At 43.6% G+C, this 21800-nt stretch carries 22 protein-coding genes; 4 read left to right on the top strand and 18 right to left on the bottom strand.

Annotation, left to right across the window (positions count from 1 at the left end; genetic code table 11):
• Nucleotides 1–2 precede the first annotated feature (2 nt).
• From hisA to hisG, 13 genes are all read right to left on the bottom strand, one after another.
• On the bottom strand, nucleotides 3–1148 hold the full coding sequence (gene hisA / locus ACDQ55_RS07865) for a 1-(5-phosphoribosyl)-5-[(5-phosphoribosylamino)methylideneamino]imidazole-4-carboxamide isomerase (protein WP_420980790.1): 1146 nt from the start codon (nucleotides 1146–1148) through the stop codon (nucleotides 3–5).
• Between the two features lies 1 nt (nucleotide 1149).
• Nucleotides 1150–1743, bottom strand: a complete 594-nt coding sequence (hisH, locus tag ACDQ55_RS07860; protein WP_420980789.1) for an imidazole glycerol phosphate synthase subunit HisH — start codon at nucleotides 1741–1743, stop codon at nucleotides 1150–1152.
• A gap of 4 nt (nucleotides 1744–1747) precedes the next feature.
• Nucleotides 1748–2530, bottom strand: a complete 783-nt coding sequence (gene trpA / locus ACDQ55_RS07855; RefSeq protein WP_420980787.1) for a tryptophan synthase subunit alpha — start codon at nucleotides 2528–2530, stop codon at nucleotides 1748–1750.
• A 4-nt stretch (nucleotides 2531–2534) separates the two neighbouring features.
• On the bottom strand, nucleotides 2535–3731 hold the full coding sequence (gene trpB / locus ACDQ55_RS07850; RefSeq protein ID WP_420981294.1) for a tryptophan synthase subunit beta: 1197 nt from the start codon (nucleotides 3729–3731) through the stop codon (nucleotides 2535–2537).
• A gap of 19 nt (nucleotides 3732–3750) precedes the next feature.
• Nucleotides 3751–4386, bottom strand: coding sequence for a phosphoribosylanthranilate isomerase (locus ACDQ55_RS07845; RefSeq protein ID WP_420980786.1), 636 nt, complete (start codon nucleotides 4384–4386; stop codon nucleotides 3751–3753).
• 9 nt (nucleotides 4387–4395) lie between these two features.
• Complete coding sequence (gene trpC / locus ACDQ55_RS07840; RefSeq protein ID WP_420980785.1) at nucleotides 4396–5196, bottom strand: indole-3-glycerol phosphate synthase TrpC; 801 nt, start codon at nucleotides 5194–5196, stop codon at nucleotides 4396–4398.
• A gap of 18 nt (nucleotides 5197–5214) precedes the next feature.
• On the bottom strand, nucleotides 5215–6207 hold the full coding sequence (gene trpD / locus ACDQ55_RS07835) for an anthranilate phosphoribosyltransferase (RefSeq protein ID WP_420980783.1): 993 nt from the start codon (nucleotides 6205–6207) through the stop codon (nucleotides 5215–5217).
• 49 nt (nucleotides 6208–6256) lie between these two features.
• Nucleotides 6257–6826 (bottom strand): anthranilate synthase component II, encoded by a 570-nt coding sequence (locus ACDQ55_RS07830; RefSeq protein WP_420980781.1) that lies wholly within the window; start codon nucleotides 6824–6826, stop codon nucleotides 6257–6259.
• 2 nt (nucleotides 6827–6828) lie between these two features.
• Nucleotides 6829–8238 (bottom strand): anthranilate synthase component I family protein, encoded by a 1410-nt coding sequence (locus ACDQ55_RS07825; protein ID WP_420980779.1) that lies wholly within the window; start codon nucleotides 8236–8238, stop codon nucleotides 6829–6831.
• A 285-nt stretch (nucleotides 8239–8523) separates the two neighbouring features.
• Complete coding sequence (gene hisB, locus ACDQ55_RS07820; RefSeq protein ID WP_420980778.1) at nucleotides 8524–9660, bottom strand: bifunctional histidinol-phosphatase/imidazoleglycerol-phosphate dehydratase HisB; 1137 nt, start codon at nucleotides 9658–9660, stop codon at nucleotides 8524–8526.
• On the bottom strand, nucleotides 9657–10730 hold the full coding sequence (gene hisC, locus ACDQ55_RS07815; RefSeq protein ID WP_420980777.1) for a histidinol-phosphate transaminase: 1074 nt from the start codon (nucleotides 10728–10730) through the stop codon (nucleotides 9657–9659). The genes hisB and hisC overlap by 4 nt, the downstream gene beginning before the upstream one ends.
• A 27-nt stretch (nucleotides 10731–10757) precedes the next feature.
• Nucleotides 10758–12023, bottom strand: coding sequence for a histidinol dehydrogenase (hisD, locus tag ACDQ55_RS07810; protein ID WP_420980775.1), 1266 nt, complete (start codon nucleotides 12021–12023; stop codon nucleotides 10758–10760).
• A gap of 14 nt (nucleotides 12024–12037) precedes the next feature.
• Nucleotides 12038–12892 (bottom strand): ATP phosphoribosyltransferase, encoded by an 855-nt coding sequence (gene hisG / locus ACDQ55_RS07805; protein ID WP_420980774.1) that lies wholly within the window; start codon nucleotides 12890–12892, stop codon nucleotides 12038–12040.
• Between the two features lie 366 nt (nucleotides 12893–13258).
• On the opposite strand from hisG, the gene ACDQ55_RS07800 reads away from it, so the two are divergent.
• Complete coding sequence (locus ACDQ55_RS07800; RefSeq protein ID WP_420980772.1) at nucleotides 13259–13678, top strand: LexA family protein; 420 nt, start codon at nucleotides 13259–13261, stop codon at nucleotides 13676–13678.
• A gap of 178 nt (nucleotides 13679–13856) precedes the next feature.
• Nucleotides 13857–14606, top strand: a complete 750-nt coding sequence (locus ACDQ55_RS07795) for an SOS response-associated peptidase (protein WP_420980770.1) — start codon at nucleotides 13857–13859, stop codon at nucleotides 14604–14606.
• A 96-nt stretch (nucleotides 14607–14702) separates the two neighbouring features.
• Here ACDQ55_RS07795 and ACDQ55_RS07790 read toward each other — a convergent pair whose 3' ends face one another.
• The 5 genes from ACDQ55_RS07790 to ACDQ55_RS07770 all read right to left on the bottom strand — a co-directional run bounded on the left by ACDQ55_RS07790 (nucleotide 14703) and on the right by ACDQ55_RS07770 (nucleotide 20803).
• Entirely contained in the window at nucleotides 14703–16037 is a 1335-nt protein-coding gene (locus ACDQ55_RS07790; protein ID WP_420980769.1) for an alkaline phosphatase family protein, read from the bottom strand.
• A 409-nt stretch (nucleotides 16038–16446) separates the two neighbouring features.
• Nucleotides 16447–17979 carry a hypothetical protein gene (locus ACDQ55_RS07785; RefSeq protein ID WP_420980767.1) on the bottom strand — a complete coding sequence of 511 codons (1533 nt, stop codon included), beginning with the start codon at nucleotides 17977–17979 and terminating at the stop codon, nucleotides 16447–16449.
• 272 nt (nucleotides 17980–18251) lie between these two features.
• Nucleotides 18252–18788: a hypothetical protein gene (locus ACDQ55_RS07780; RefSeq protein ID WP_420980765.1), complete on the bottom strand. Its 537-nt coding sequence runs from the start codon at nucleotides 18786–18788 to the stop codon at nucleotides 18252–18254.
• The gene (locus ACDQ55_RS07775) at nucleotides 18775–19137 is read right to left on the bottom strand and encodes a hypothetical protein (RefSeq protein WP_420980763.1); all 363 of its coding nucleotides are present in this window, start codon (nucleotides 19135–19137) and stop codon (nucleotides 18775–18777) included. Before ACDQ55_RS07775 ends, ACDQ55_RS07780 begins: the two co-directional genes overlap by 14 nt.
• A gap of 406 nt (nucleotides 19138–19543) precedes the next feature.
• Nucleotides 19544–20803 (bottom strand): hypothetical protein, encoded by a 1260-nt coding sequence (locus ACDQ55_RS07770; protein WP_420980762.1) that lies wholly within the window; start codon nucleotides 20801–20803, stop codon nucleotides 19544–19546.
• Nucleotides 20804–21247: 444 nt separating this feature from the next.
• On the opposite strand from ACDQ55_RS07770, the gene ACDQ55_RS07765 reads away from it, so the two are divergent.
• Together ACDQ55_RS07765 and ACDQ55_RS07760 are read left to right on the top strand one after the other, a co-directional pair.
• Nucleotides 21248–21457, top strand: a complete 210-nt coding sequence (locus ACDQ55_RS07765; protein ID WP_420980760.1) for a helix-turn-helix transcriptional regulator — start codon at nucleotides 21248–21250, stop codon at nucleotides 21455–21457.
• Nucleotides 21457–21783 carry a HipA N-terminal domain-containing protein gene (locus tag ACDQ55_RS07760; protein ID WP_420980759.1) on the top strand — a complete coding sequence of 109 codons (327 nt, stop codon included), beginning with the start codon at nucleotides 21457–21459 and terminating at the stop codon, nucleotides 21781–21783. The genes ACDQ55_RS07765 and ACDQ55_RS07760 overlap by 1 nt, the downstream gene beginning before the upstream one ends.
• Nucleotides 21784–21800: the final 17 nt, after the last annotated feature.

The following is a 21800-nucleotide window of genomic DNA, read 5'->3' as shown; positions in this document are numbered from 1 at the left end:
GTTTACAGGAATGTTTTTAATGCTTCCATGGAAATCCTTCCCTCATAGATCGCTTTGCCGATGATCACACCACTGCAGCCTATTTCCTGCAGGGCAGCCACATCATCAATATTGCTTACACCGCCACTGGCTACAAAGTTAATATCCTTAAAGCGTTCCAGTATCTTTTTGTAGAGATCCAGGGAAGGCCCTTGCAGCAAGCCATCTTTGGCAATGTCGGTACAAAAGATATGCTGTACTCCTTCCTCAATATTACCTTGCAGGAAGTCGAACACAGACAACTCTGTTGTTTCCAGCCAGCCGCCTACTGCAATCTTTTCTTCCTTTACATCGGCGCCCAGGAATAATTTCCCGGCGCCATATTGTTTCACCCAGCTAAAAAACAATGCTGGCTGCTTTACGGCCACGCTGCCAATAGTAGCTAAGGCAGCGCCGCTTTCAAATACGATCTCCAGGTCTTTTCCGGTTTTAATGCCCCCTCCAAAATCTGTTACCAATGTGGTTTTACCAGCAATACTTTCCAATACTTTCCAGTTCACCACTGCACCTTTCCGGGCGCCATCCAGGTCTACCAGGTGCAAACGACGTACACCGATTGCCTCAAATTCCTTGGCTACCTCCAATGGATGTTCATTATAAATTTTCTGTTGGCTGTAATCACCCTGGGTAAGCCTTACGCATTTACCATCAATAATGTCGATGGCGGGTATAATTTCAAAACGCTTTGCAGTCATATTAGTTTGGTCCAATGGCAATTCCATCTTTACATAGGAGATACCGTTCTTTATAAAATAGTCACCTTTCCGGGTATACCCTAACTGGTCGTAAAAGCTCACTGCTGTATCCCTGGCATTACACCAGAGCAATTTCATTTTTTCTTTTTGGCAGATGCTTACCAGGTGTGCCAGTATTGCTTTTCCAAAGCCCTTGCCCTGCGCGGCGGGGGCAGTGGCAAGTTTACGGAACTGGGCGCTGTCGCGGCCCAGGAAAAGAGACACCACTGTTACGAGCTGTCCTCCGTCAAAAACGCCAAAGTGCAGCCCCTCTTCATCATTCGGTACCTTTGCAGCAGCCAGCGAGTCGTTGGGATACAGTACATCTTTGCGTAATTGCAGGGTATCATCTGCACTGATTGGGCGGATATTCATCTCAGAGATTCAAAAAATTTTCAATGATACGGGAACCCGCCGCAGCAGATTTTTCGGGATGAAACTGTACAGCATAAAAATTACCTTTCTGCAAGGCAGCGCTGTAGTTGATCACGTAATTGGTAATAGCTACCGTATCGGCACATAAGGCAGCGTAATAACTATGCACAAAATACATATAGGTATTCTCCGGCACATGCTCAAAGACAGAGCTGTGTAAACCGGCAATGTTATTCCAGCCGATCTGCGGAATTTTCAACAAGTTTTCTACAGGCGACTGAAAACGCTTTACCTTTACATCAAACACGCCAATACAATCGGTATTATTTTCTTCTGAATGCTGGCACAACAACTGCATACCAAGACAAATTCCCAGCACGGGCTGTTGCAGGCCGGCAATCACCTGGTCTAGTTTTCTTGCCCGCAGATACTGCATAGCCGTACTCGCTTCACCAACTCCAGGAAAGATCACTTTGTCGGCCGACATGATCTCTTCATGATCATCTGTAACGATACCGCTAACGCCTAAACGCTCCAATGCAAATTGCACAGAGCGGATATTACCGGCGTTGTATTTTATGATAACCGTTTTCATGTTATTACTGAATTATATCCGAAATAAACGTTTTTACTGTTTGCGCTATATCTATATCCTGGCTGTTTTCCAGTTTTTTTATAAACGCGGTGCCAATAATGGCGCCATTGGCATAGGCCGACGCTACCTCAAAAGTAGCTTTATCTTTTATACCAAAACCAATTAATACCGGATTCTTTAACCGTAACTCCTTTAATCTTTCGAAATAAGCCTGCTGGTCTTTCATATCCTTGTCTTTACCCGTAGTAGAGGAAGAAGATACTGCATAGATAAATCCCTTGCTCAGGCCATCTATTTTACGGATACGCGCTTCGCTGGTTTCCGGCGTAATCAGGAAAATGAAGTGCAGGTTATATTTTTCGAAAGTAGCCCGGTATTCATTTTCGAATTCGGCCATAGGCAGGTCTGGTAAAATAATTCCGTCTACTCCTACTTCGGCGCATTTGGCACAAAAAGCTTCCACGCCATAAGTCAGTACCGGGTTAAAATAGCCCATCAGGATAACGGGCAGCTGTATCTTTTCACGGAAGCCAGCCAGCTGTTTAAACAGTACATGAAGGCTCATACCATTCTGCAATGCTTTAGCGCTGCTCTCCTGTATTACCGGCCCGTCTGCCAATGGATCTGAAAAGGGCATACCCAACTCAATAATGTCTGCTCCATATTGTTGTAAAGCAGTCATTACCGGCAAGGTATCGTTTAACTGTGGAAAACCAGCCGTACAATATACGTTTAAAACGCTGTGTTGTTTCTTAGCAAACAGTTGATCAATACGATTCTGCATCATCCAATTATTTTTTCATGTGACGGATATAGGTATCCAGGTCTTTATCACCGCGGCCGGAGAGGCATACCACTACTACGTCTTCGGGACGGAGCGTAAGGTCTTTCAGTTTGGCCAGGGCATGCGACGATTCCATAGCCGGGATAATACCTTCCAGGAGCGCCAGTTCATAGGCAGCTGCCAACGCTTCATCGTCGGTAGCGGCAAGAAACTGTGCGCGGCCTGATTCATACAGGTGTGCATGCATGGGGCCAATGCCAGGATAATCCAGGCCAGCGGAGATGGAATGCGGCTCTACAATCTGGCCATCGCCGGTTTGCATCAGCAATGTTTTACTGCCATGGATAATACCTACAGTACCTAACTGGGTGGCAGCAGCGGAAAAGCCGCTTTGCAAACCCTTGCCGGCCGCTTCTACAGCAATTAATTTTACGCTTTCTTCATCCAGGTAGTGGAAGAAGGCACCAGCAGCATTACTGCCGCCACCAATAGCAGCTACCACATAATCTGGGCTGGCATTACCGGTTTTTTCCAGGAGTTGTTTTTTTATTTCTTCACTGATCACCGACTGAAAACGCGCTACCATATCCGGATAAGGATGCGGGCCGGCAGCTGTACCCAGGATGTAGTGGGTATCTACCGGATTATTGATCCAGTCGCGGATAGCTTCGTTGGTAGCATCTTTCAAGGTTTTACTACCACTGGTGGCCGCTACTACCGTAGCACCCAACATTTTCATACGGGCCACGTTAGGCGCTTGCCTTTCTATATCAATACTGCCCATATACACCACGCACTCCATGCCCATGAGCGCACACACGGTAGCCGTGGCCACACCATGTTGCCCGGCGCCAGTTTCTGCAATGATGCGGTGTTTACCCAAGCGTTTGGCCAGCAATATCTGGCCAATAGTGTTGTTTACTTTATGGGCTCCTGTATGGTTCAGGTCTTCGCGTTTGAGATAAATATTCGCCTGATACTTTTCAGACAAACGTTTTGCCAGATATAAAGGAGAAGGTCTGCCTACATAATCCCTCAGCAGGGCTTCAAACTCTTGCTGAAATCCTGGATCGGTGAGGATAGCAAGGTATCGGGACTGTAACTCGTCCACGTTGGGATATAACATCTCCGGGATATATGCCCCGCCAAATTTGCCATAATAGCCATTCCTATCCACCTGATACCTGGAGTTGCCGGTATTGATCGCAATATCCATGACCGTTTTATTTGATGATTGATTGATGAATCTGTTTTACAAAATGTTCTACGAGCGCTATATTTTTCACGCCTGGGCTGTCTTCAAATTTACTATTCACATCTGCTGCTACCATAGCCGGTAACGACATGCTGGTGAGTGCTGCCGCCTGATCGGGCCTAATACCGCCACTCAGGAAAAAAGGATGCGCAAAGGGATACGCTAAAAGCAGCTCCCAGTTAAATTGTTCCCCGGTACCGCCATAACCTTTTACAGAAGCCGTATCAAAAAGAAAATAATCCGTTACAGCAATATATGGTTGCAGCGCTTCTTTCCAGTTTACGTTATTGCCTATACGAAAGGCTTTGATCACCGGAATTGTTTCCCGTATGGCTGCACAAAACTCCGGTGTTTCTTCGCCATGCAGCTGTACCAGATCCAGAGTATAATCTTCAATAGTGCGTCTGATCTGCTCCAACGAAGCATTTACAAATACACCTACTTTCCGGATACGGGTGGTTTCCCTTACAGACCTAGCATCTATTTTATTCCCAGCAAAGCGCGGTGATCTTTCATAAAAAATAAAACCAGCGTAATCTACCCCGTTGTCTACCAAGGCCTGCAAATCGTTTATCCTGGTAATGCCGCAAACTTTAATACGCATAACGTCTCCTTATTTTTGCTGCAATTCCTGCAAAGTGTTCACAAAGTTTTCAAATGTATGAGCAGGATCTTCCTGTTTCATAAAATGTTCCCCTATCAGAAAACCCTGAAAGCCTGCGGTTTTCAACGTTACAATAGCAGCCGGATCATTGATACCGCTCTCCGCTACTTTTACTTTATCTGCAGGAATCTTTGGCGCCAGTTCGCAGGAACGGTTGAAATCTACCTGGAAAGTGATCAGATCGCGGTTATTAACACCTACCAGATGAGTATGCGCAGTTACTTTTTCCAATTGGGATTCACTATGCACTTCCAGTAACACTTCCAATCCCAGATTATGGGCAAAAGCAGCCAATTGCGCCACCTGCGGGGCTGCTAAACATTCGGCAATGAGCAAGATCACATCTGCACCGATCGCTTTGGCTTCTAATATCTGGTATTCATCTATCACAAAATCCTTACGCAAGATAGGAATCTTGTTAAATCGGCGCGCCTGTTGCAAATCATCTGTAGCCCCGCCAAAATATTGCTCATCGGTAAGTACAGAAAGACCGGAAGCGCCGTAGCGTGTATACGCAGTAGTTACCTCTTCTACGGTTGCCACGCCGTTGATTAATCCTTTGGAGGGAGAGCGGCGCTTAAATTCTGCGATGATGCCAGTTTTTTGGGGCTGCTGCAGGAAATGCCGCAGCGACAAGGCTTCGCGGCCAAAGAATGATGATTGCTCCAGTTCATGGGCACTACGTTGCAATTTCCGGGCAGCTACTTCTATTTGTTTATGGGCTACTATCTCAGCTAAAATATTTTTCATGATCGGCGATATGTATGACTACTGTAAGGCAATCAATTTTTTAAATGCATTATATGCGTTACCGGATTCCAGCGACTCCACAGCGGCGGCAAAGCAATCATTGTAGGAAGTATATTTCCCCAAACTATACAATCCCATGGCCGCATTGGCAAATACTACGGAATTCTGCGCCCAGGTGCCTTCCCCCTTCAATATCTTCATAAAGATCTTTGCGGCTTCCTCAGTGGTGCTGCCACCGTAAATATCTTCCGGATGCACTTTCCTTTTGCCTAATTGTTCCGGCGTCCAGTCTTGTTCACCTTTATTGGTGATCACTTTGGTATCGGCAGTGAGGGATATTTCATCGTATCCGTCCAGGTTATGCACAATCACAAACTGATTATTGGTTTGTTGGAAAAGGTAGTTGTATACCCTGGCCATTTCCAGGCTGTACACCCCAATCAGCTGGTGTTGGGCAAAAGCAGGGTTCACCAATGGACCCAGCATATTAAAAAAGGTACGAATGCCCAGCTGGCGGCGTATACCAGCTACATGTTTCAATGCCGGATGGAACAAAGGCGCATGCAGAAAGCAAATACCTGCTTCTTCCAGTTCTGCTTTGAGCCGGGTATCATCGTTCTTAAACTTATAGCCTATCAGCTCCATTACATTAGAGGCCCCGCTTACAGAAGACACACCATAATTGCCATGTTTGGCTACCTTAGCACCGGTACCGGCTACCACAAAACAAGACAGGGTGGAAATATTAAAAGTATTTTTTGCATCACCACCAGTACCCACAATATCGAGTACATCATAACCATTAAAATTAACCGGAATACAGAGTTCCAGCAAAGCGTCACGGAAACCCATCAGCTCATCAATAGTAATGCTGCGCATCAGAAATACCGTCATGAAAGCGGCCAATTCACTTTCATTATATATGCCTTTGGAAATACTAATCAGGATGTCTTTGGCCGCTTCGCGGCTAAATGTTTTATGTTCGAAGAGATAATGGAGAATCTTTTTCATGATACCTAGCAATTAGCTGTTAAGAAATGTAAAGTGATATTAGAAGAGGCTATAGTGCCAGCCAGTTTCTCAGTATCTGCTCTCCTTTTGGCGTTAATACGCTTTCCGGGTGGAACTGTACCCCACTTACATCATAGTTGTTATGTTGTACCGCCATGATAAATCCGGCATCATCTTTAGCGGTAATTGTAAGGTCGGCAGGCAACGTGGTTTCATCAATTACCCAGGAATGGTACCTGCCAACTTCTATTTGCCGGGGCATGCCGTTAAATAACCTTCCTTGCTCTGCAATAATATTCACATTGGTAGCTACGCCATGATATACTTCTTTCAGGTTGGTAAGGGAGGCGCCAAAAGCCTGTCCAATAGCTTGTTGGCCAAGGCATACACCGAATATGGATTTAGTGGATGCATACTCCTTGATTAACGGCAGTAACAAGCCGGCTTCTTCCGGAATACCAGGGCCGGGGGAGAGAATAATTTTATCGTAGTTGTTTACCTGTTCCAGTGGAATTTCGTTATTGCGCACCACGGTTACCTTGCCGTTGATGATCTTTTCCACAAGGTGTACGAGGTTGTATGTAAACGAGTCGTAATTATCAAAAACGAGGATATTCATGGCTATAATTTTTGTGCCAGCAGAATGGCTTGTTTTAATGCATTGAGTTTATTGTTCACTTCTTCCAGTTCGGAAGAGGCTACTGATTTAGCTACCACACCAGCGCCGGCCTGATAATAGAGGGTGTTCATTTTACTGAGTATGGAGCGGATCATGATCGCATGATTAAAATTGCCATCAAAGCCAACAGCGCCTATACAGCCGCCATAGAAGCCACGGGCAGTAGGCTCATATTGGTCGATGATCTCCATAGCACGGTATTTAGGCGCGCCGGAAAGGGTGCCTGCCGGGAAAGTAGCCGCCAGCAGGGCAAAAGGGTTCATAGCAGGATCTACTTTACCTATTACCTCACTTACCAGATGGATCACATGTGAATAGAAATGTACTTCCTTGTAAGAGGCCACAGTTACTTCGGTAGCGTTCCGGCTCAGGTCATTGCGGGCCAGGTCTACCAGCATCACATGTTCTGCATTTTCTTTAGGGTCTGCCAATAGTTTATCGGCCAACAGTTTATCTTGCGCATCATCGCCAGTGCGGCGGAAAGTACCGGCAATGGGGTGTATAGTGGCTTTACCATTCCTGATCACTATTTGCGCTTCAGGAGAAGAGCCCATTAATTTATAATCGCCGTAATCGAAAAAGAAAAGATAAGGAGAGGGGTTGATAGAGCGGAGTGTGCGGTACACATTAAACTCATCGCCTTTGAAAGATTGATGGAAGGCTCTGGAAAGGACTACCTGGAAAACATCTCCGCGGAAACAATGTTGCTTGCCTTTCTCCACCATCTGCATATATTCCTCGTCTGTCATATTGCTATGCTCTTCTCCGATGGTGGTAAATGGATATCCGGGCGAATCTTTGTGACGGATAAGCGATTCCAGCAGTTCAAATTCGCTATCGAGGCCCTCTATCTGATTTTCACAAAGATAGAGCTCATCTTTAAAGTGGTTGATCACTATCACATATTGATAATACCGGTAGCGCATCAATGGGATGGCATTCCCATTCTGTTTATTTTTATTGAATTCGATGTTTTCAAAGAATTGCACAGCATCGAAAGCGGTATACCCAAAAAGCCCTTGTACGGAGGGTATGGGGTGTTTATCGCTTACCGAAAACCTACCCAGGAACTGTTGCAATTCATCCAATACCTGTTGTTTGTTTTTCAGGTCCTTTTTTTCCACTGGCAGATTCGGATATTTGAATTCAAACTGGGCGGTGGAGGTTACTTCAATACCAGCAATGGGTTTTACACAAATAAAGGAATAGCTGTTTTCACTGGCCCTGGAATCCGTACTTTCGAGGAGGAGGGAACCCGGGAATTTATCGCGCAACCGCAGATATATTCCCACTGGCGTGAAAATGTCTGCCAGCATTTGTTTGGATCTCGTTTTTACTTGGATGGTACGCATGATCTTGGGTGAAATATTAGTTATTATTTAAATGGGAAGGTCTTAAAAGCCGGAAGGCCCGCTGTGTAACAGCGGGCCTTCCAAATATATTTCTAAACGAAACATGGCACTGTAACACAGATCAGGATTTGATTCCGTGCCACCACCAATGTTTATTTATAATGATATTTTGCATAATAAAAACAAATGTGGAACATTTTTTTAGAATATGCAAATTTTTTTTGCCATAAAGTTACATACACATAAAATAAAAGTGTATGGATCCCTCACCAACCAACCTGTTCCTTACAGTACTCCTTTAGTGCTGGGCAACTGCATATTTGCTGGGTTTCTCTTTACGGCCATCTTAATAGCTTTGGCAAAAGCCTTGAAAATAGCTTCTATTTTATGATGTTCATTTTCTCCTTCTGCCTGGATATTCAGGTTAGCTTTGGCGCCATCCGAGAAAGATTTAAAGAAGTGATAGAACATTTCGGTAGGCATCTCCCCTATCTTCTCCCTTTTAAAGTTAGCATCCCATACTAACCAGTTACGACCACCAAAATCGATGCCCACTTGCGCCAGGCAATCATCCATTGGCAGGCAAAAACCATAACGTTCTATCCCGCGTTTATCTGCCAGCCCTTTAGCCATAGCTTCCCCCAGAGCAATACCCGTATCTTCTATTGTATGATGCTCATCTATGTGCAAATCGCCTTTAGCAGTAATATCCAGGTCTATAGCACCATGACGGGCAATCTGGTCCAACATATGGTCAAAGAATCCCAGGCCGGTATGAATATTGGCTTTGCCGGTACCATCCAGGTTCAGGGAAATAACAATATCGGTTTCATTTGTTTTTCGTACGTGCGTTACCGTTCTTAATCCCAGTTTCAGGAACTCATAGATTTTATTCCAGTCGGTTGTTTCCAGCGCTATTACAGGTTGCAGACTAGCAATATTGTTGTTAACTTCTGCACCACCCAAACCGGAGCCCTCATTTACCCAGATGGCTTTGGCACCCAGGTTTTTAGCCAGTTCCACATCTGTGATGCGATCGCCAATCACGAAAGAATTAGCCAGGTCGTAATTTCCATTAAGGTATTTAGTCAGCATGCCTGTACGGGGCTTGCGGGTAGGCGCATTGTCTGCCGGAAAAGAACGGTCGATGAACACTTCATCGAAACGTACCCCTTCATTTTCAAACGCCTTGATAATAAAGTTTTGTGCAGGCCAAAAGGTATCTTCCGGAAAAGAAGAGGTTCCCAAACCGTCCTGGTTGGTTATTATCACCAGTTCATAATCCAGTTCTGCAGCGATTCTGGCCATGTTTACAAATACTTTGGGATAAAATTCAATTTTATCCAGGCTATCGATCTGGTAAGTAGGCGGTACTTCCCGGATGAGGGTACCGTCGCGGTCTATAAAAAGTACTCGTTTCATGCAGATACAGGTGTTTCCTTTTTCAGGTTAAAAGTTTTCAATACTTCCAGCAGCCGCAGATTTTCCTCCGGCGTACCGATAGTAATGCGCAGGCAGCCCATACAAAGCTCTACCTTGGAACGGTCACGTACCACAATACCCTTTTCTATAAGATGATTGTAAATACCTTTGGCATCGCTGGTTTTCACCAGGATAAAACTGGCATCACTGGGATAAATTTCCAGCACTTCCGGCAGTTGTATCAGGGCGGCAGAAAGGAGATCACGTTCTATCACAATTTCACGGATCCACTCATTTACCTGGCCTACATTTTCCAATGCCTGCAGGGCCAGTTCATTGGTCACCTGGCTAATGTTATAAGGTGGTTTCACCTTATTGAAAGTATGGATGATCTCTTCGCTGGCAAAGGCCATACCGATGCGTAAACCTGCAAGTCCCCAGGCTTTAGACAAGGTTTGTAACACCACGAGGTTAGGATATTCTGTCAGCTCCTGTATAAAAGTTTTCTGACGTGAAAAATTAATATACGCCTCATCTATCACCACAATACCATCGAAGTTGTTTAACAACAGTTCAATATCTGACCGGTTAATGGAGTTACCGGTAGGATTGTTAGGAGAGCAGATAAAAATAAGCTTAGTTTTTTCATCGATTGCCTGTTGCAAGGCAGGAATATCCAGCTGAAAATCTTCCGTGAGCGATACTTTGCGGATCACTGCATCATTGATATGCGCGCTTACTTCATACATGCCATAGGTAGGCGGACAAAGGATCACATTATCCACACCAGGGTTTACGAAAGAGCGATAGAGCAGGTCTATGGCTTCATCGCTGCCATGACCCACAAAAATGTTCTGTGGTGGTACACCTTTTACATCTGCGATCTTATATTTCAGTTTCCACTGCATCGGATCGGGATAGCGGTTGTAATTCACCGGCAAAGGTGATCCAAAGTTATTTTCATTGGCATCCAGGAAGATTGTCGCTTCCCCTTTGAACTCATCCCGGGCAGTGGAATAAGGCACCAGTCTTTTTATATTTTCCCTTACAAGGGTATCAAGATTAAACATATGAACTGATTTAAAGAGATGATCGCATTACAATGATTTCAGCCTGACTGTCACCGCATTTTTATGCGCTTCCAGTCCTTCTGCCGCGGCCATAGCTTCGATGGTAGCACCTATATTTTGCAGCCCTTCGGGAGATATCTGTTGGAAGGTGATCTTCTTCACAAAACTATCCAGCGAAACACCACTGTAGGCACGGGCATAACCATTAGTAGGCAAGGTATGGTTAGTTCCGGAAGCATAGTCGCCGGCGCTTTCCGGGGTATAATTTCCCATGAAAACAGAACCTGCGTCTGTTACCTTATCGGCTATATTTTCGGCGCCCTCGCAGGCCAGAATCAGGTGTTCTGGTGCATAGGCGTTCAGCATATCCATAGCAGTATCAATATCAGCCACCAGGATCATTTTGCTGTTATCCAGCGCCGCGGTAGCAATACCTTTGCGGGGCAGCTGCTCCAGCTGCGCGTTCAGTGCGTTGGTTACATCGCCAATCACCTTTTCACTGGTGGTTACCAATAGCACCTGGCTATCCGGGCCATGCTCTGCCTGCGACAACAGATCTGCCGCCACAAAAGCGGGTACGCTTGTTTCGTCGGCCAGCACAGCCACTTCCGAAGGACCTGCCGGCATATCGATGGCTACGCCGCTTTTATTGACCAACTGCTTAGCACAGGTAACATATTGATTACCAGGACCAAATATTTTATATACCTGGGGTACCGATTCCGTACCGTAAGCCATCGCACCAATGGCTTGCACACCACCGATTGTAAATACCTTTTCAATACCTATTAACTGTGCAGTATACAGAATGGCCGGATGCAGGGAAGGCGTGCAAAGTACTATTTCCTTACAGCCTGCAATCATAGCCGGAATACCCAACATCAGGATAGTAGAGAACAAGGGGGCAGAACCACCGGGAATATATAATCCTACCTTCTGGATGGGCACTGGTTTACGCCAGCATTCCACACCTGGCATAGTAGTAATTACCTGTACTTTTTCCTGCTGAGCGCGGTGAAAGGCAGTAATATTTTTTGCCGCCTGCTGAATGGCTGCTTTCAATACCGGGTCCAGGCTGGCTTCTGCCGCTTCAAACGCCTGCGTCGGCACCTGCAGACCGGCTAAAGTAACCTTGTCGAATTCCGCTGCAAACTTTCTGATGGCCGCATCTCCCCCCGTACGCACTTCCTGCAGGATATCGTTCACTTTCTTTTCCAGCGTGGAAGTATCCATCACAGGCCTTTGCAGCAGTGTATTCCAACTGTTTCTATCAGGATATCTGATTACTTGCATCGTTTACTCCTTTTTTAGATCACCATTTTTTCGATGGGCACTACCAGGATACCTTGTGCGCCTGCATCTTTCAAACTCTCAATAATATCCCAGAAATCATTTTCATTCAGTACAGAGTGAACAGAACTCCAACCAGCTTCTGCCAACGGCAGTACAGTAGGACTCTTCATTCCCGGCAACAGACCAATGATCTCATTTAGTTTATCATTGGGGGCATTAAGCAGGATGTACTTATTATTCTTTGCCTTTTTCACCGCCTGTATACGGAATAAGAGCTTGTCCAGCAGCAACTGTTGCTCCGGTTGCAGGTGCTGGCAAGCAGCCAATACCGCTTCCGATTTCAGTACAGTTTCCACTTCTTTCAACCCATTCATGAAAAGGGTAGAACCACTGCTCACCAGGTCGCAGATAGCATCCGCCAAACCTATGCCCGGCGCTATTTCCACGGAGCCGCTGATCTCATGGATTTCTGCCTCAATCTCATTTTCCTGCAGGAATTTCTCCACAATTACCGGATAGCTGGTAGCAATCCTTTTATTGTGCAGGTCCTTTATGGAAGTATAATCTACTGATTTTTCCACAGCCATGGACAAACGGCACTTACCAAAGCCCAGTTTTTGAACGATATTTACCTGCTTTTGTTTTTCCAGCACTACATTTTCTCCCACAATACCTATATCTGCTACCCCATCTTCAATGTACTGCGGAATATCGTCATCGCGCAGAAAAAATACTTCCAGCGGGAAGTTACTCGCTTCTGTTTTAAGCTTATTGACACCATTGTTGATGTCTATGCCGCATTCCTTCAATAATTTGATGGAATCATCGTGCAGGCGGCCGGATTTCTGGATTGCAATTTTAAGTTTCATCCTGGATAAAATAAAAAAGGGGCTTACCTCTTCGGTAAGCCCCTGTTGATGATCTAATATGGTGATATACACAAATCATCCCCTTGCCTACCGTAGCGGTAAGATATGATGGTGATGATGTATATGTATGTTAGTAATCATAATTCGAATACAAAAATAGTAACTAAAATGATATATCAAAGGACTTCTTAAAAAAAACTTTACTGCGCCTGTTTTAGCAGTGAATCAGCTCATCTAACTGATATGCTACAAGTTACTTCTGTAAAGCTTTCTAGCCTTTGTAAACGATCTGTTAATGCATTTCTTAAACTAAAAAAATTAGCTTTATTTTGCTAATAATATTAGTATTTATTAAACGATAGTTATATGGAAGCATTGAAAATGAGCGGTATGAGTATAACCCTGCCATTTGTTAACAGCAGTATCCCTGCAGGGTTTCCCACCCCCGCCCTGGATTACCAGGAAGAAGAAATTGACCTTTCCCGTTTGTTACAGCCCAACCCGGCCAGCACCTTCGTTATCAGCGTAAAAGGCGACAGCATGGTAGACGCCAATATCCCCGATGGTTGCATGGCAATAGTAGACCGCTCCATCCGCCCCTCCACCGGCGATATTATTGTAGCGGCCCTGAATGGGGAATATACCGTAAAAAGGTTGGTAAAGGCCGGCCGCAGCTGGGTATTGCACCCGGAAAACCAGTTTTATAAACCCATCGTTATAACAGAAGATACCGACTTCCAGGTTTGGGGCGTAGTAACTGCCGTAATTGTAGATATGCGTAAATAGGCCCCATCACCCGGAAGAAATTGAAAAACTGTATGTAGCGGCTTCCCAGCAAGCCCGCACATGCAGCAATGGGACATACCGTTTTATCCCTGCATTATGGGAAGGTATACGTACCGCTGAAATATGAAGATGGAGAAATAAAAGTACCTTTACCAGATATAGAATCTGTTTAAACCATATGTGTTACGACATTGCTTTTACAGCCAGCATAAAGAGCATCTTACAACACCTGCCACAAGTGAAATCAGACAGCCTGAATATTGACTTTGATCCCACCTGGCATAAGATCGGGATGTCTTATCCACAATGGCCAGTAGTAGTGAACCAACAAGGGTATCAGTTGCAATCGTATACCTGGGGACCTGTTCCCAAGTTATTGGACAGCCTGGAAAAGGTAAAAAAACAACGGCAGCTTTACCTGAATGCCCGTAGCGAAAAAGTATTGGAAACTGGCACCATGTGGAATGCTATCCGGCATCAGCGCTGCCTGGTACCAGCCACCGGATTTTTTGAGTACCGGCAGGTACCAGGATGGAAAAATAAAGTAGCTTACTATATTAAAGCGAAAGAGCAGGATATCTTTTTCATTGCAGGGCTTTGGGCCTTTTCCAATTCCTGGGATGTAGACCAACCGGCCCGCATTCCCACCTTTACCCTGCTTACCCGCAGCGCCAACAAAGTAATGGCGCAGATCCATAATGGCGGCGATAATGCCGGCAGAATGCCTTTAATGCTTACCAATAAACTGGCCCAGGAATGGTTACGGCCAGACCTAACAGACACGGACATACGTAATATAGTACAATTCGAACTTCCCGCAACTGCACTGGAATATTGGCCGATTAACTCCGTACGTAAAGCAAAACCAGACGACGCCAACATAATTACACCAGTAATGTATGAAGGGCTACCAGCGCTGCAACTATAACAACCGGAAGCCCCCTTCACACAAAGCCTTAAAAAAATAAGGGGAGTACCGGATTATGATACCCCCCCATTCATTACAGCATGCAAACAAAAAAGCTTATTTCATTATCACCCCGGCTGGCGCGTGACCATCCGCTGTCAGCGATAGTCCCAACAGCTGCGCTATCAACGGCGCTACATCTATTACATTCATTTCCTGGATATGGGTACCACTGTTAATGCCCGCACCAAAGGCTACAAAGCCGGTCTGTATTTCCTTAAAGTTAGGAAAATAACCATGGGTGCCTCCTTTGGCGGCCTTTACTAACTCTCCTTTATCGGTACCGCTGATCGTTACTCCTTTAGCAGCTGCCAAGGCCAAAGCAGCATGAGGGTCTGCCCCTACGGCATCTAGTTGCTGACGGTCTGCTAACTGGAACAATTGCTGTTGGTCTGCCGGCAAAGCCTTTAACAGGGAGATCACTTTATTACGGGTAGCAACATCCTTGTTATCTTTCAGGAACAGGAAGGCCGAACCACCGGAAGCCAAAAATTGCGCTTTCCAATCGCCAGCTTTAATATTGTTCAGCAACCCATTCTGCGCCAGTAATACATTGGGGCAGAAAGTACGGTGGATATCTACAAAGCCATGGTCTCCCGTGATGATGACAGCAGTACTATCGTATATTCCTGCTCGTTTGAGTGCCTCGAGGATGGTTCCTATTGCTCTATCTGCCCCAGCCACTGCTTTTCTTACGAGAAAGCCATCGCGTCCTTCCTCGTGTTCGTAGTGATCCGTGCAAGCAAGATGTAATGTGGTAAAGGTCGGTTTGTAGGTAGTGATCAGGTAAGCCGACATACGCGCTACGTTTTCATCCATGATCATCTCTCCATCTTCCATAGTAAAATCCAGCGGACCCAATTTACCGGTAGCATTCGCCTGCACTTCCTCCCAAAGGGAAGACGGGGTAGAAACAGAAGGCATCAGCTCCCGGCGGTCTTTCTTCCCGATAGGCCATATATCAGGAATATTATAGTTGATCGGCGCTCCTACTGTTACCGGCCAGATCACGTTAGCAGAAGTTTTTCCCGCTTTATGCACAGCGTCGTATAGCGTAGGCGTTTTGATACTGTCGTAATAAAAATACCATAACCCCGTAGCGCCGGCTGGTTCAAAAGGCGTATTATAATAAATCCCATGTTTGGCTGGCGCTACACCAGTGATCAGGGAAGTATGATTGGGATAAGTAACGGTAGGGAATACACTATTTACGCCGTCTGCATATGCGCCATGTTCCTTCATCATACGCAGATTTACCATTCCCCAGGAAGGATCAGTGTAAAAATCCGGGCGGAAGCCGTCGATAGTAATCAGTACCACATGGGTGGTTCGCTGCGCCATGGCAGTTAAGCCCAACATTAATAGCAGGGCAATGCCTGTAAGTTTCTTCATAAAAAGTAAAAATATTTAAAATACGCGGTGAGCTATTCACATGGATGCACGCCCAAAATATTACTTCATGTGTAATTTACCTGCATACTCCACCTATTAAAAAGGCGGAATTAATGGTAAGTTAACATTACAACCATTTTCAAAAATGATGTTTCTCTTGCGCTAAATAATCGGGGGATGAGATATTTTTTCGTATGGTGTTTACTGTTATACCCTATTTGTCGTACGGGCAGGAAGGCTGTAGAATACCGGGCAATTTTCTACACCTGAGTCTCAACTATACTACGTTATACAAGAAAAAAATGCTTTCCATGCAGTATTTATAGCGCAAAAAACAACTACCCTATCCGATGAATTTACCAAAACATGGAGTAACATACTCCGCAGAAGCAAAGTGACCTATGAATGATCAAACTGGTGCAACCTCCGGCGGAGCATCTGTTATTTCAGTGAGTAATAAGGTATAACTAAGTAACAACAGGATCAGTAATACCTGGTAACGCAATACAATAGGTGCTGCAAATACGCTGAAAGCAAAGTTAATCAGTATAAACACCCAACACAAAAGCAGTGCAATATTGAATTTGCGCGGGGTCTTTCTAATTCCTTTCTTAATCAGATAACGGATGGTTTCTTCTAAAAAAACAACGTGGCAAACCAGGATCAATGAAGGAAATAAGGCCATCAATAGGGATTGCAGATCGTTATATTTACCCATAGGCCTGGGCTTATCACCATTCTTAAACATCGCTTTCACCTCTTTAGGTTCAATTCCAATAAAGGGGCGGTTATAAATGCCTAATACTTCCAAATCAGGGAGGATATACATCTTTGCATTGGGCAGCAGGTAGTAATGGGCAAAATCCAAAGGATATTTTTTTATCATATACTGCCCAAAACTGCCAAACAACGGCGACATGGCAGCCCACCCGGTAAATACATCCACCTTGGGGTGCACATGGAGATACTCTCCCATTAATTTTTTCTCCGGCCCATTATTATCCCACATAAAAAGAGACCCATCAGTAAGCAATATCTTTTTAGGCGCATGCTGCAGGCTATCGCAGTAATGGTACACCAACCGGTGTACTGCTGTAAATGCCGGAGGAATAGCTGTGGTGTCTATTTTCTGGTACTGTAGCATGTACATCGCATTATTCATCATCTGCCAACCGCTGAAAGCGGAAAATATCTTTACACCGCTATGCTCATAAGTACGTTGCCGCATAAACGTTACAAAAGCAACAATCAGCACCAGTGGCAACAATATCGCCAATACCTTCTGCCATGGCTTATATCGCGATAACAGGATCGGTATCAGCGCTACTGCCGGGTAAAACATAGCATTATAACGCACCGTAAAAGCCACTCCCAATAACAAGCCATGAAAAATAAGCAATGCCATAGTGGGCTTATGCAATATCCATAATAACAAAGTAATCCAGGTAAGCCCCAGCGATAGGAACAAAGCATCGGAAATCACATAGTTACTTAAGAAAACGAACAATGGGTTAACGAGTAGAAAAGCGTAACAGCCATAGCGAAAATAACCTTCTGCACGGAAAATATATAGCACGCTGAAATAGAAGAACAAGGAACTAAGCTCCAACAGCGCAAACTGTACGATAGCCAATGCGGTTTCGGTATGCAATACCTGATGAAACAACCATAGAAACCTGGAGTACCCTACCGGCCAAACACTGCAGTCAAGCTTATACAACGCGGCACCGATGTACGACCCGGTATCTGAAGTAAAATCCAGGTCCGGGAAAAAATGTTTAAACACCACTATCTTAATCACTGCTACTAACAATGCGATGCCCAATAACCACCTGTTACGCCGGTTAGCAAATACAAAAGCACCAAAAGAGGCAGATGAAGTAATATCTGTTGTTAACACAGCGGGAATAATGCCGGAGATAATAGCTTTGCTTGATGGCATAGTATCATGGTTTTATAACAGCATCCGCCTGTTTAACGGACCACCTGTTATTGAGGGAATAAAGGACGCACTATTCACTTTCTGCGCACACAATGATAGGGCAATCCACTGAGATAGTACGTCAGCAGTGGGTTTAAAAACAACAAATCCGGACAACTGTAACGATACAGACATCCGGACCTAAAAAATGAGTTGATAATTAATCTTTGTAAATGGCTATTTCAATTTTAGGTACTTACTAAAACATATTGGCATTAACAAGAATGATATTTTTATTCGTCCTCTTCCTCAATCTTATCATTGCCTTTTGTAGCCTTTTCTGTTTTTTGGTTCAGCTTTGCCACCCCAAATCCACCTGCGAGGCCTGTCAGAAAAGTTAACCACGGAACAAAAAATGACTCCTTTAAAAGTAGTATCACGAGCGTCGTCGCTAACAGAGCAATGGTCCCTACAATGAAATAAATTCTGTTTGTTCGTTGACTTGCAGTGGTGGCATCAATTTTCTTTAACGAAACTTTTTCAAGCATATCTAAACGACGCATATGATATTTAACCATATTGTCTTCGTTTTGAACCATCACATCAATTACCCTATCTTTCTGGGAATCGGTTAACTCTGAAAAGTTAATATCTGTACTCTTCCCCTTTTTAAAAGAAAGCAGCTCCAATTTTTCTAGAATATCGCTAGCTTTTTCTATTGGAGAGGGTTTAAGTCCATCATCTGAAACTGCCATATGAAATTCTGTTGCACCTACTTCTTTTTCTGGGGTCGACGATGAATGATCCAACAATTGATCAGAATTGCTCATTACTTTTGTGGAATTTATGATGATTAAGGTATATTAACTCCGTGTAATCATCACTATCCTCTTCCTCGCTTTTCAATACGGCAGAGTTAGCATATGACAGATAATTAGTCATAGCACTTAAACGATTGGAAATAAAATAAGATGCTCTTTTTTGAAAGTATGCCTCCTTAATGATATGCTTTATCACGTCGATTTCTTCATCACTAATATTATTATTACTTTGTAAATATTCTTCTAACAATGACAATAACTCATGATAAGCATCATTCAATAGGGTGGTTCTTACATCTCTGCAAACGAAGGGGTTGTTCTTCTCAATTTCTTTGACTTGCGGATTGATTGTATGCATAGCTTCAATATTTTATTAACCAATAACATACCTCAACACGGCACACACCAATCTTCACAAGATTCTGTTAATAAAAATTACTTTTCTTTTATATAGAACGATCCTTAATTTAAAAATGTTTCAAGTTTGAAACATTTTATCAAATATATACCAATTACATAATGGTATTTTGCCCATTTTAACTCAAAAACATCACTTTTAGATGTAAAAAGTATACACCTATTACTTTATCAGTGGTTGACGCCAATGCCTCCACGTTTCAGGAATACAAATTTAAGTGAGTGATGATAATAGCGCTTAATATTCTGAATATAAAAAAAATCCCTGACTATAGTAGCCAGGGACTAATGTTATTATCAATAAAATAGGTTAACCTATTTTATTGGTGATTCAGTTTATCCAATCATCAATTATAATCAGTTATTCTAACTGCGAATACTACCCGATTATCTTTTCCGTATTTCTCTGTTTCATATTCCGTAAGGTTCCATAAATAACCGGTGGCCTCATCGCGGTACAGATCTTCTGCCCCGTGTGGCCAGCGATAGCGGGTACCTGCAGCAGTGCCATCATTATAACGTACTAAACGCGCAGTAGAGCCTTCATAAGAACTATTACCAGTAGTAGTCATAAAAGTTTTGCTACCCATTCTGAAAACGCCCTGTATACCATATACGTTACCGTTAGTATTGTCAATGGGAGTGATCACTGTAGGAACTGCAGTAGTGCTTACCTGCCCATTGCTATTAACTGGAAAACCGAATACCTGTGGAGTGGTAGTTTCTGAAGACTCAATGTATTGGGCAGTCCAGAGATATTTATCTGCTGAAGTAGCGCCTTCTCCCAATTCAATACAGGAGAATGGATTCGCATTAGTAATTTTATAATATCCTGTTTGCGGCAGGATATAGCCATAGTTAAATGCTTTCAGGTCTCCATTAGATTCTTTACCAATGCGGGTTTCTGTATCATCCCCCTTAGCGGAAATAAACTTAGTGAGGTCAAATACACGGATGCCCAATTTAGTATCCGCCACATAAATTTTGCCAGCATGGCAGGCAACGCCACCAGCATGAATAGGTACCGGACAAAAAGTAGCCAGCTGTGTATAAGAATTAGAAGCTTTATATAACGAGGAGTTAGACATATTAGCAGCATTCTGTACCAGCAAAATGTGCCGGTAAGTGATCTTGCTCATGTCGGTAATGTCTACCAAAGAAATACGCACGCCTTTGTGTTGGTTGTTCACACCAGCCACAGTACCGGGGTCTACACCATACCAGGTAACCAACAAAAACTTCTTGCCTCCCCAGGTAAAACCTGTAATGCCCTGAGGGCGCCATTCATTGGTTTGCTCGTCGCCACTGTTCCATTTAAATCCGGTTACTTGATTATCTGCCGGAATGTTAAAACCATATACAGCATTATAGCCGTTGGTACTGGCATCACGGTTAAGACTCAACTGATCCGGCGTTTTGTAACCATAACTGGAAAGACTATTTACAAAGCTGCTTTCATCTGTATAGGTAACGGTGCTGGCTGCGGCAACACCGATTGCGGCATTGCGTTGTTGCGGAATGGTTTCTAAAGCATTATGGCTTTCTTTTGTACAGGCATACAGGCACAATACCCCTAGCAATGGGAGCCAATGCAATTTGGTTTTCATATTATCATGATTTTGATCAGGGAATAAATGTAGTTATTAAAGAAAGCGATTCCCGGATGTTTATATTAAGGAATATTTAATTGTAATAGCCTCCATTTAAACCGGTGAGGGGGATATTTATCGGTGATGGCTGGTTTAACAATAAAGCAACTGCCCAGTAGGCTACTCCTTACTTAACATACTCATCTATATTAATTATAGTTCAGATTTTACTTGTTTACTAGGATTTTTGATTCGATTGATATTTAAATATAAACTATAATTCATTATAATATATAATATCAAAATGATATTAGAGATATAAAAAGTAAACTATAATTCACATTATCATATTAAAGCATCAAAAATGAGGTTACAGATATAAAATTGAAACTATAATTCATATTTACACAAAATTTCTTAAAAAAATCAATAACTTTATTACAAATCAGTATTATAATTCAGATGTCAGTGCAGCACCTTGGATATATTATCAAGTCGAGGAGAGATTTTCTAAAACTTACTCAAGCGGATCTTTCTGAGATGAGCGGTGTTAATATGAGAACTATCCATTTAATAGAAAATGGAGAAGGCAATCCCTCTTTACTGACATTAGAAAAATTGCTCACCGTATTGGGGATGGAAATAAGTGTACAGCTTAAAACAATTGATTAATGCAAAAGGGCGCTGTATATCAGAATAGCTTATTGGCAGGATATCTTGAAAAAAGAGGACCTGACGATTACCAGTTCATCTATGATGATGACTATCTGGCCAACCCTTTGCTTCCTGCAGTAAGCCTTACATTACCAAAAACACAGCAAACATACAAAAGCCCTGTGCTTTTTTCCTTTTTTGCAGGTCTGTTATCAGAAGGCATCAATAAAAGCATCCAGTGCAGGTTATTGAAAATAGATGAAGACGACGACTTTACCCGCCTGCTGCGCACAGCAAGCGAAGATACCATTGGTGCTATCACAATAAAAGAAATAACAGTATAATATGTGCCCGGGATGCT

The sequence above is a fragment of the Chitinophaga sp. 30R24 genome (genome assembly GCF_049056765.1).
In the GTDB taxonomy this organism is placed as follows: Bacteria; Bacteroidota; Bacteroidia; order Chitinophagales; family Chitinophagaceae; genus Chitinophaga.
Note: the sequence above shows the minus strand (reverse complement) of the source record. Positions and strands in the feature narration are given on the sequence as shown.

Excerpts from the sequence above, each read along its gene's own strand:
- ACDQ55_RS07780 (WP_420980765.1), bottom strand. The coding sequence starts at position 18,788 with ATGAGCAATTCTGATCAATTGTTGGATCATTCATCGTCGACCCCAGAA.
- hisD (WP_420980775.1), bottom strand. The coding sequence starts at position 12,023 with ATGCAAGTAATCAGATATCCTGATAGAAACAGTTGGAATACACTGCTG.
- ACDQ55_RS07830 (WP_420980781.1), bottom strand. The coding sequence starts at position 6,826 with ATGAATATCCTCGTTTTTGATAATTACGACTCGTTTACATACAACCTC.
- ACDQ55_RS07790 (WP_420980769.1), bottom strand. The coding sequence starts at position 16,037 with ATGAAGAAACTTACAGGCATTGCCCTGCTATTAATGTTGGGCTTAACT.
- trpA (WP_420980787.1), bottom strand. The coding sequence starts at position 2,530 with ATGATGCAGAATCGTATTGATCAACTGTTTGCTAAGAAACAACACAGC.
- ACDQ55_RS07770 (WP_420980762.1), bottom strand. The coding sequence starts at position 20,803 with ATGAAAACCAAATTGCATTGGCTCCCATTGCTAGGGGTATTGTGCCTG.
- ACDQ55_RS07800 (WP_420980772.1), top strand. The coding sequence starts at position 13,259 with ATGGAAGCATTGAAAATGAGCGGTATGAGTATAACCCTGCCATTTGTT.
- hisC (WP_420980777.1), bottom strand. The coding sequence starts at position 10,730 with ATGTTTAATCTTGATACCCTTGTAAGGGAAAATATAAAAAGACTGGTG.
- ACDQ55_RS07845 (WP_420980786.1), bottom strand. The coding sequence starts at position 4,386 with ATGCGTATTAAAGTTTGCGGCATTACCAGGATAAACGATTTGCAGGCC.
- ACDQ55_RS07785 (WP_420980767.1), bottom strand. The coding sequence starts at position 17,979 with ATGCCATCAAGCAAAGCTATTATCTCCGGCATTATTCCCGCTGTGTTA.
- hisB (WP_420980778.1), bottom strand. The coding sequence starts at position 9,660 with ATGAAACGAGTACTTTTTATAGACCGCGACGGTACCCTCATCCGGGAA.
- ACDQ55_RS07760 (WP_420980759.1), top strand. The coding sequence starts at position 21,457 with ATGCAAAAGGGCGCTGTATATCAGAATAGCTTATTGGCAGGATATCTT.
- hisH (WP_420980789.1), bottom strand. The coding sequence starts at position 1,743 with ATGAAAACGGTTATCATAAAATACAACGCCGGTAATATCCGCTCTGTG.
- trpD (WP_420980783.1), bottom strand. The coding sequence starts at position 6,207 with ATGAAAAAGATTCTCCATTATCTCTTCGAACATAAAACATTTAGCCGC.
- ACDQ55_RS07775 (WP_420980763.1), bottom strand. The coding sequence starts at position 19,137 with ATGCATACAATCAATCCGCAAGTCAAAGAAATTGAGAAGAACAACCCC.
- trpC (WP_420980785.1), bottom strand. The coding sequence starts at position 5,196 with ATGAAAAATATTTTAGCTGAGATAGTAGCCCATAAACAAATAGAAGTA.
- ACDQ55_RS07825 (WP_420980779.1), bottom strand. The coding sequence starts at position 8,238 with ATGCGTACCATCCAAGTAAAAACGAGATCCAAACAAATGCTGGCAGAC.
- hisA (WP_420980790.1), bottom strand. The coding sequence starts at position 1,148 with ATGAATATCCGCCCAATCAGTGCAGATGATACCCTGCAATTACGCAAA.
- ACDQ55_RS07795 (WP_420980770.1), top strand. The coding sequence starts at position 13,857 with ATGTGTTACGACATTGCTTTTACAGCCAGCATAAAGAGCATCTTACAA.
- ACDQ55_RS07765 (WP_420980760.1), top strand. The coding sequence starts at position 21,248 with ATGTCAGTGCAGCACCTTGGATATATTATCAAGTCGAGGAGAGATTTT.
- hisG (WP_420980774.1), bottom strand. The coding sequence starts at position 12,892 with ATGAAACTTAAAATTGCAATCCAGAAATCCGGCCGCCTGCACGATGAT.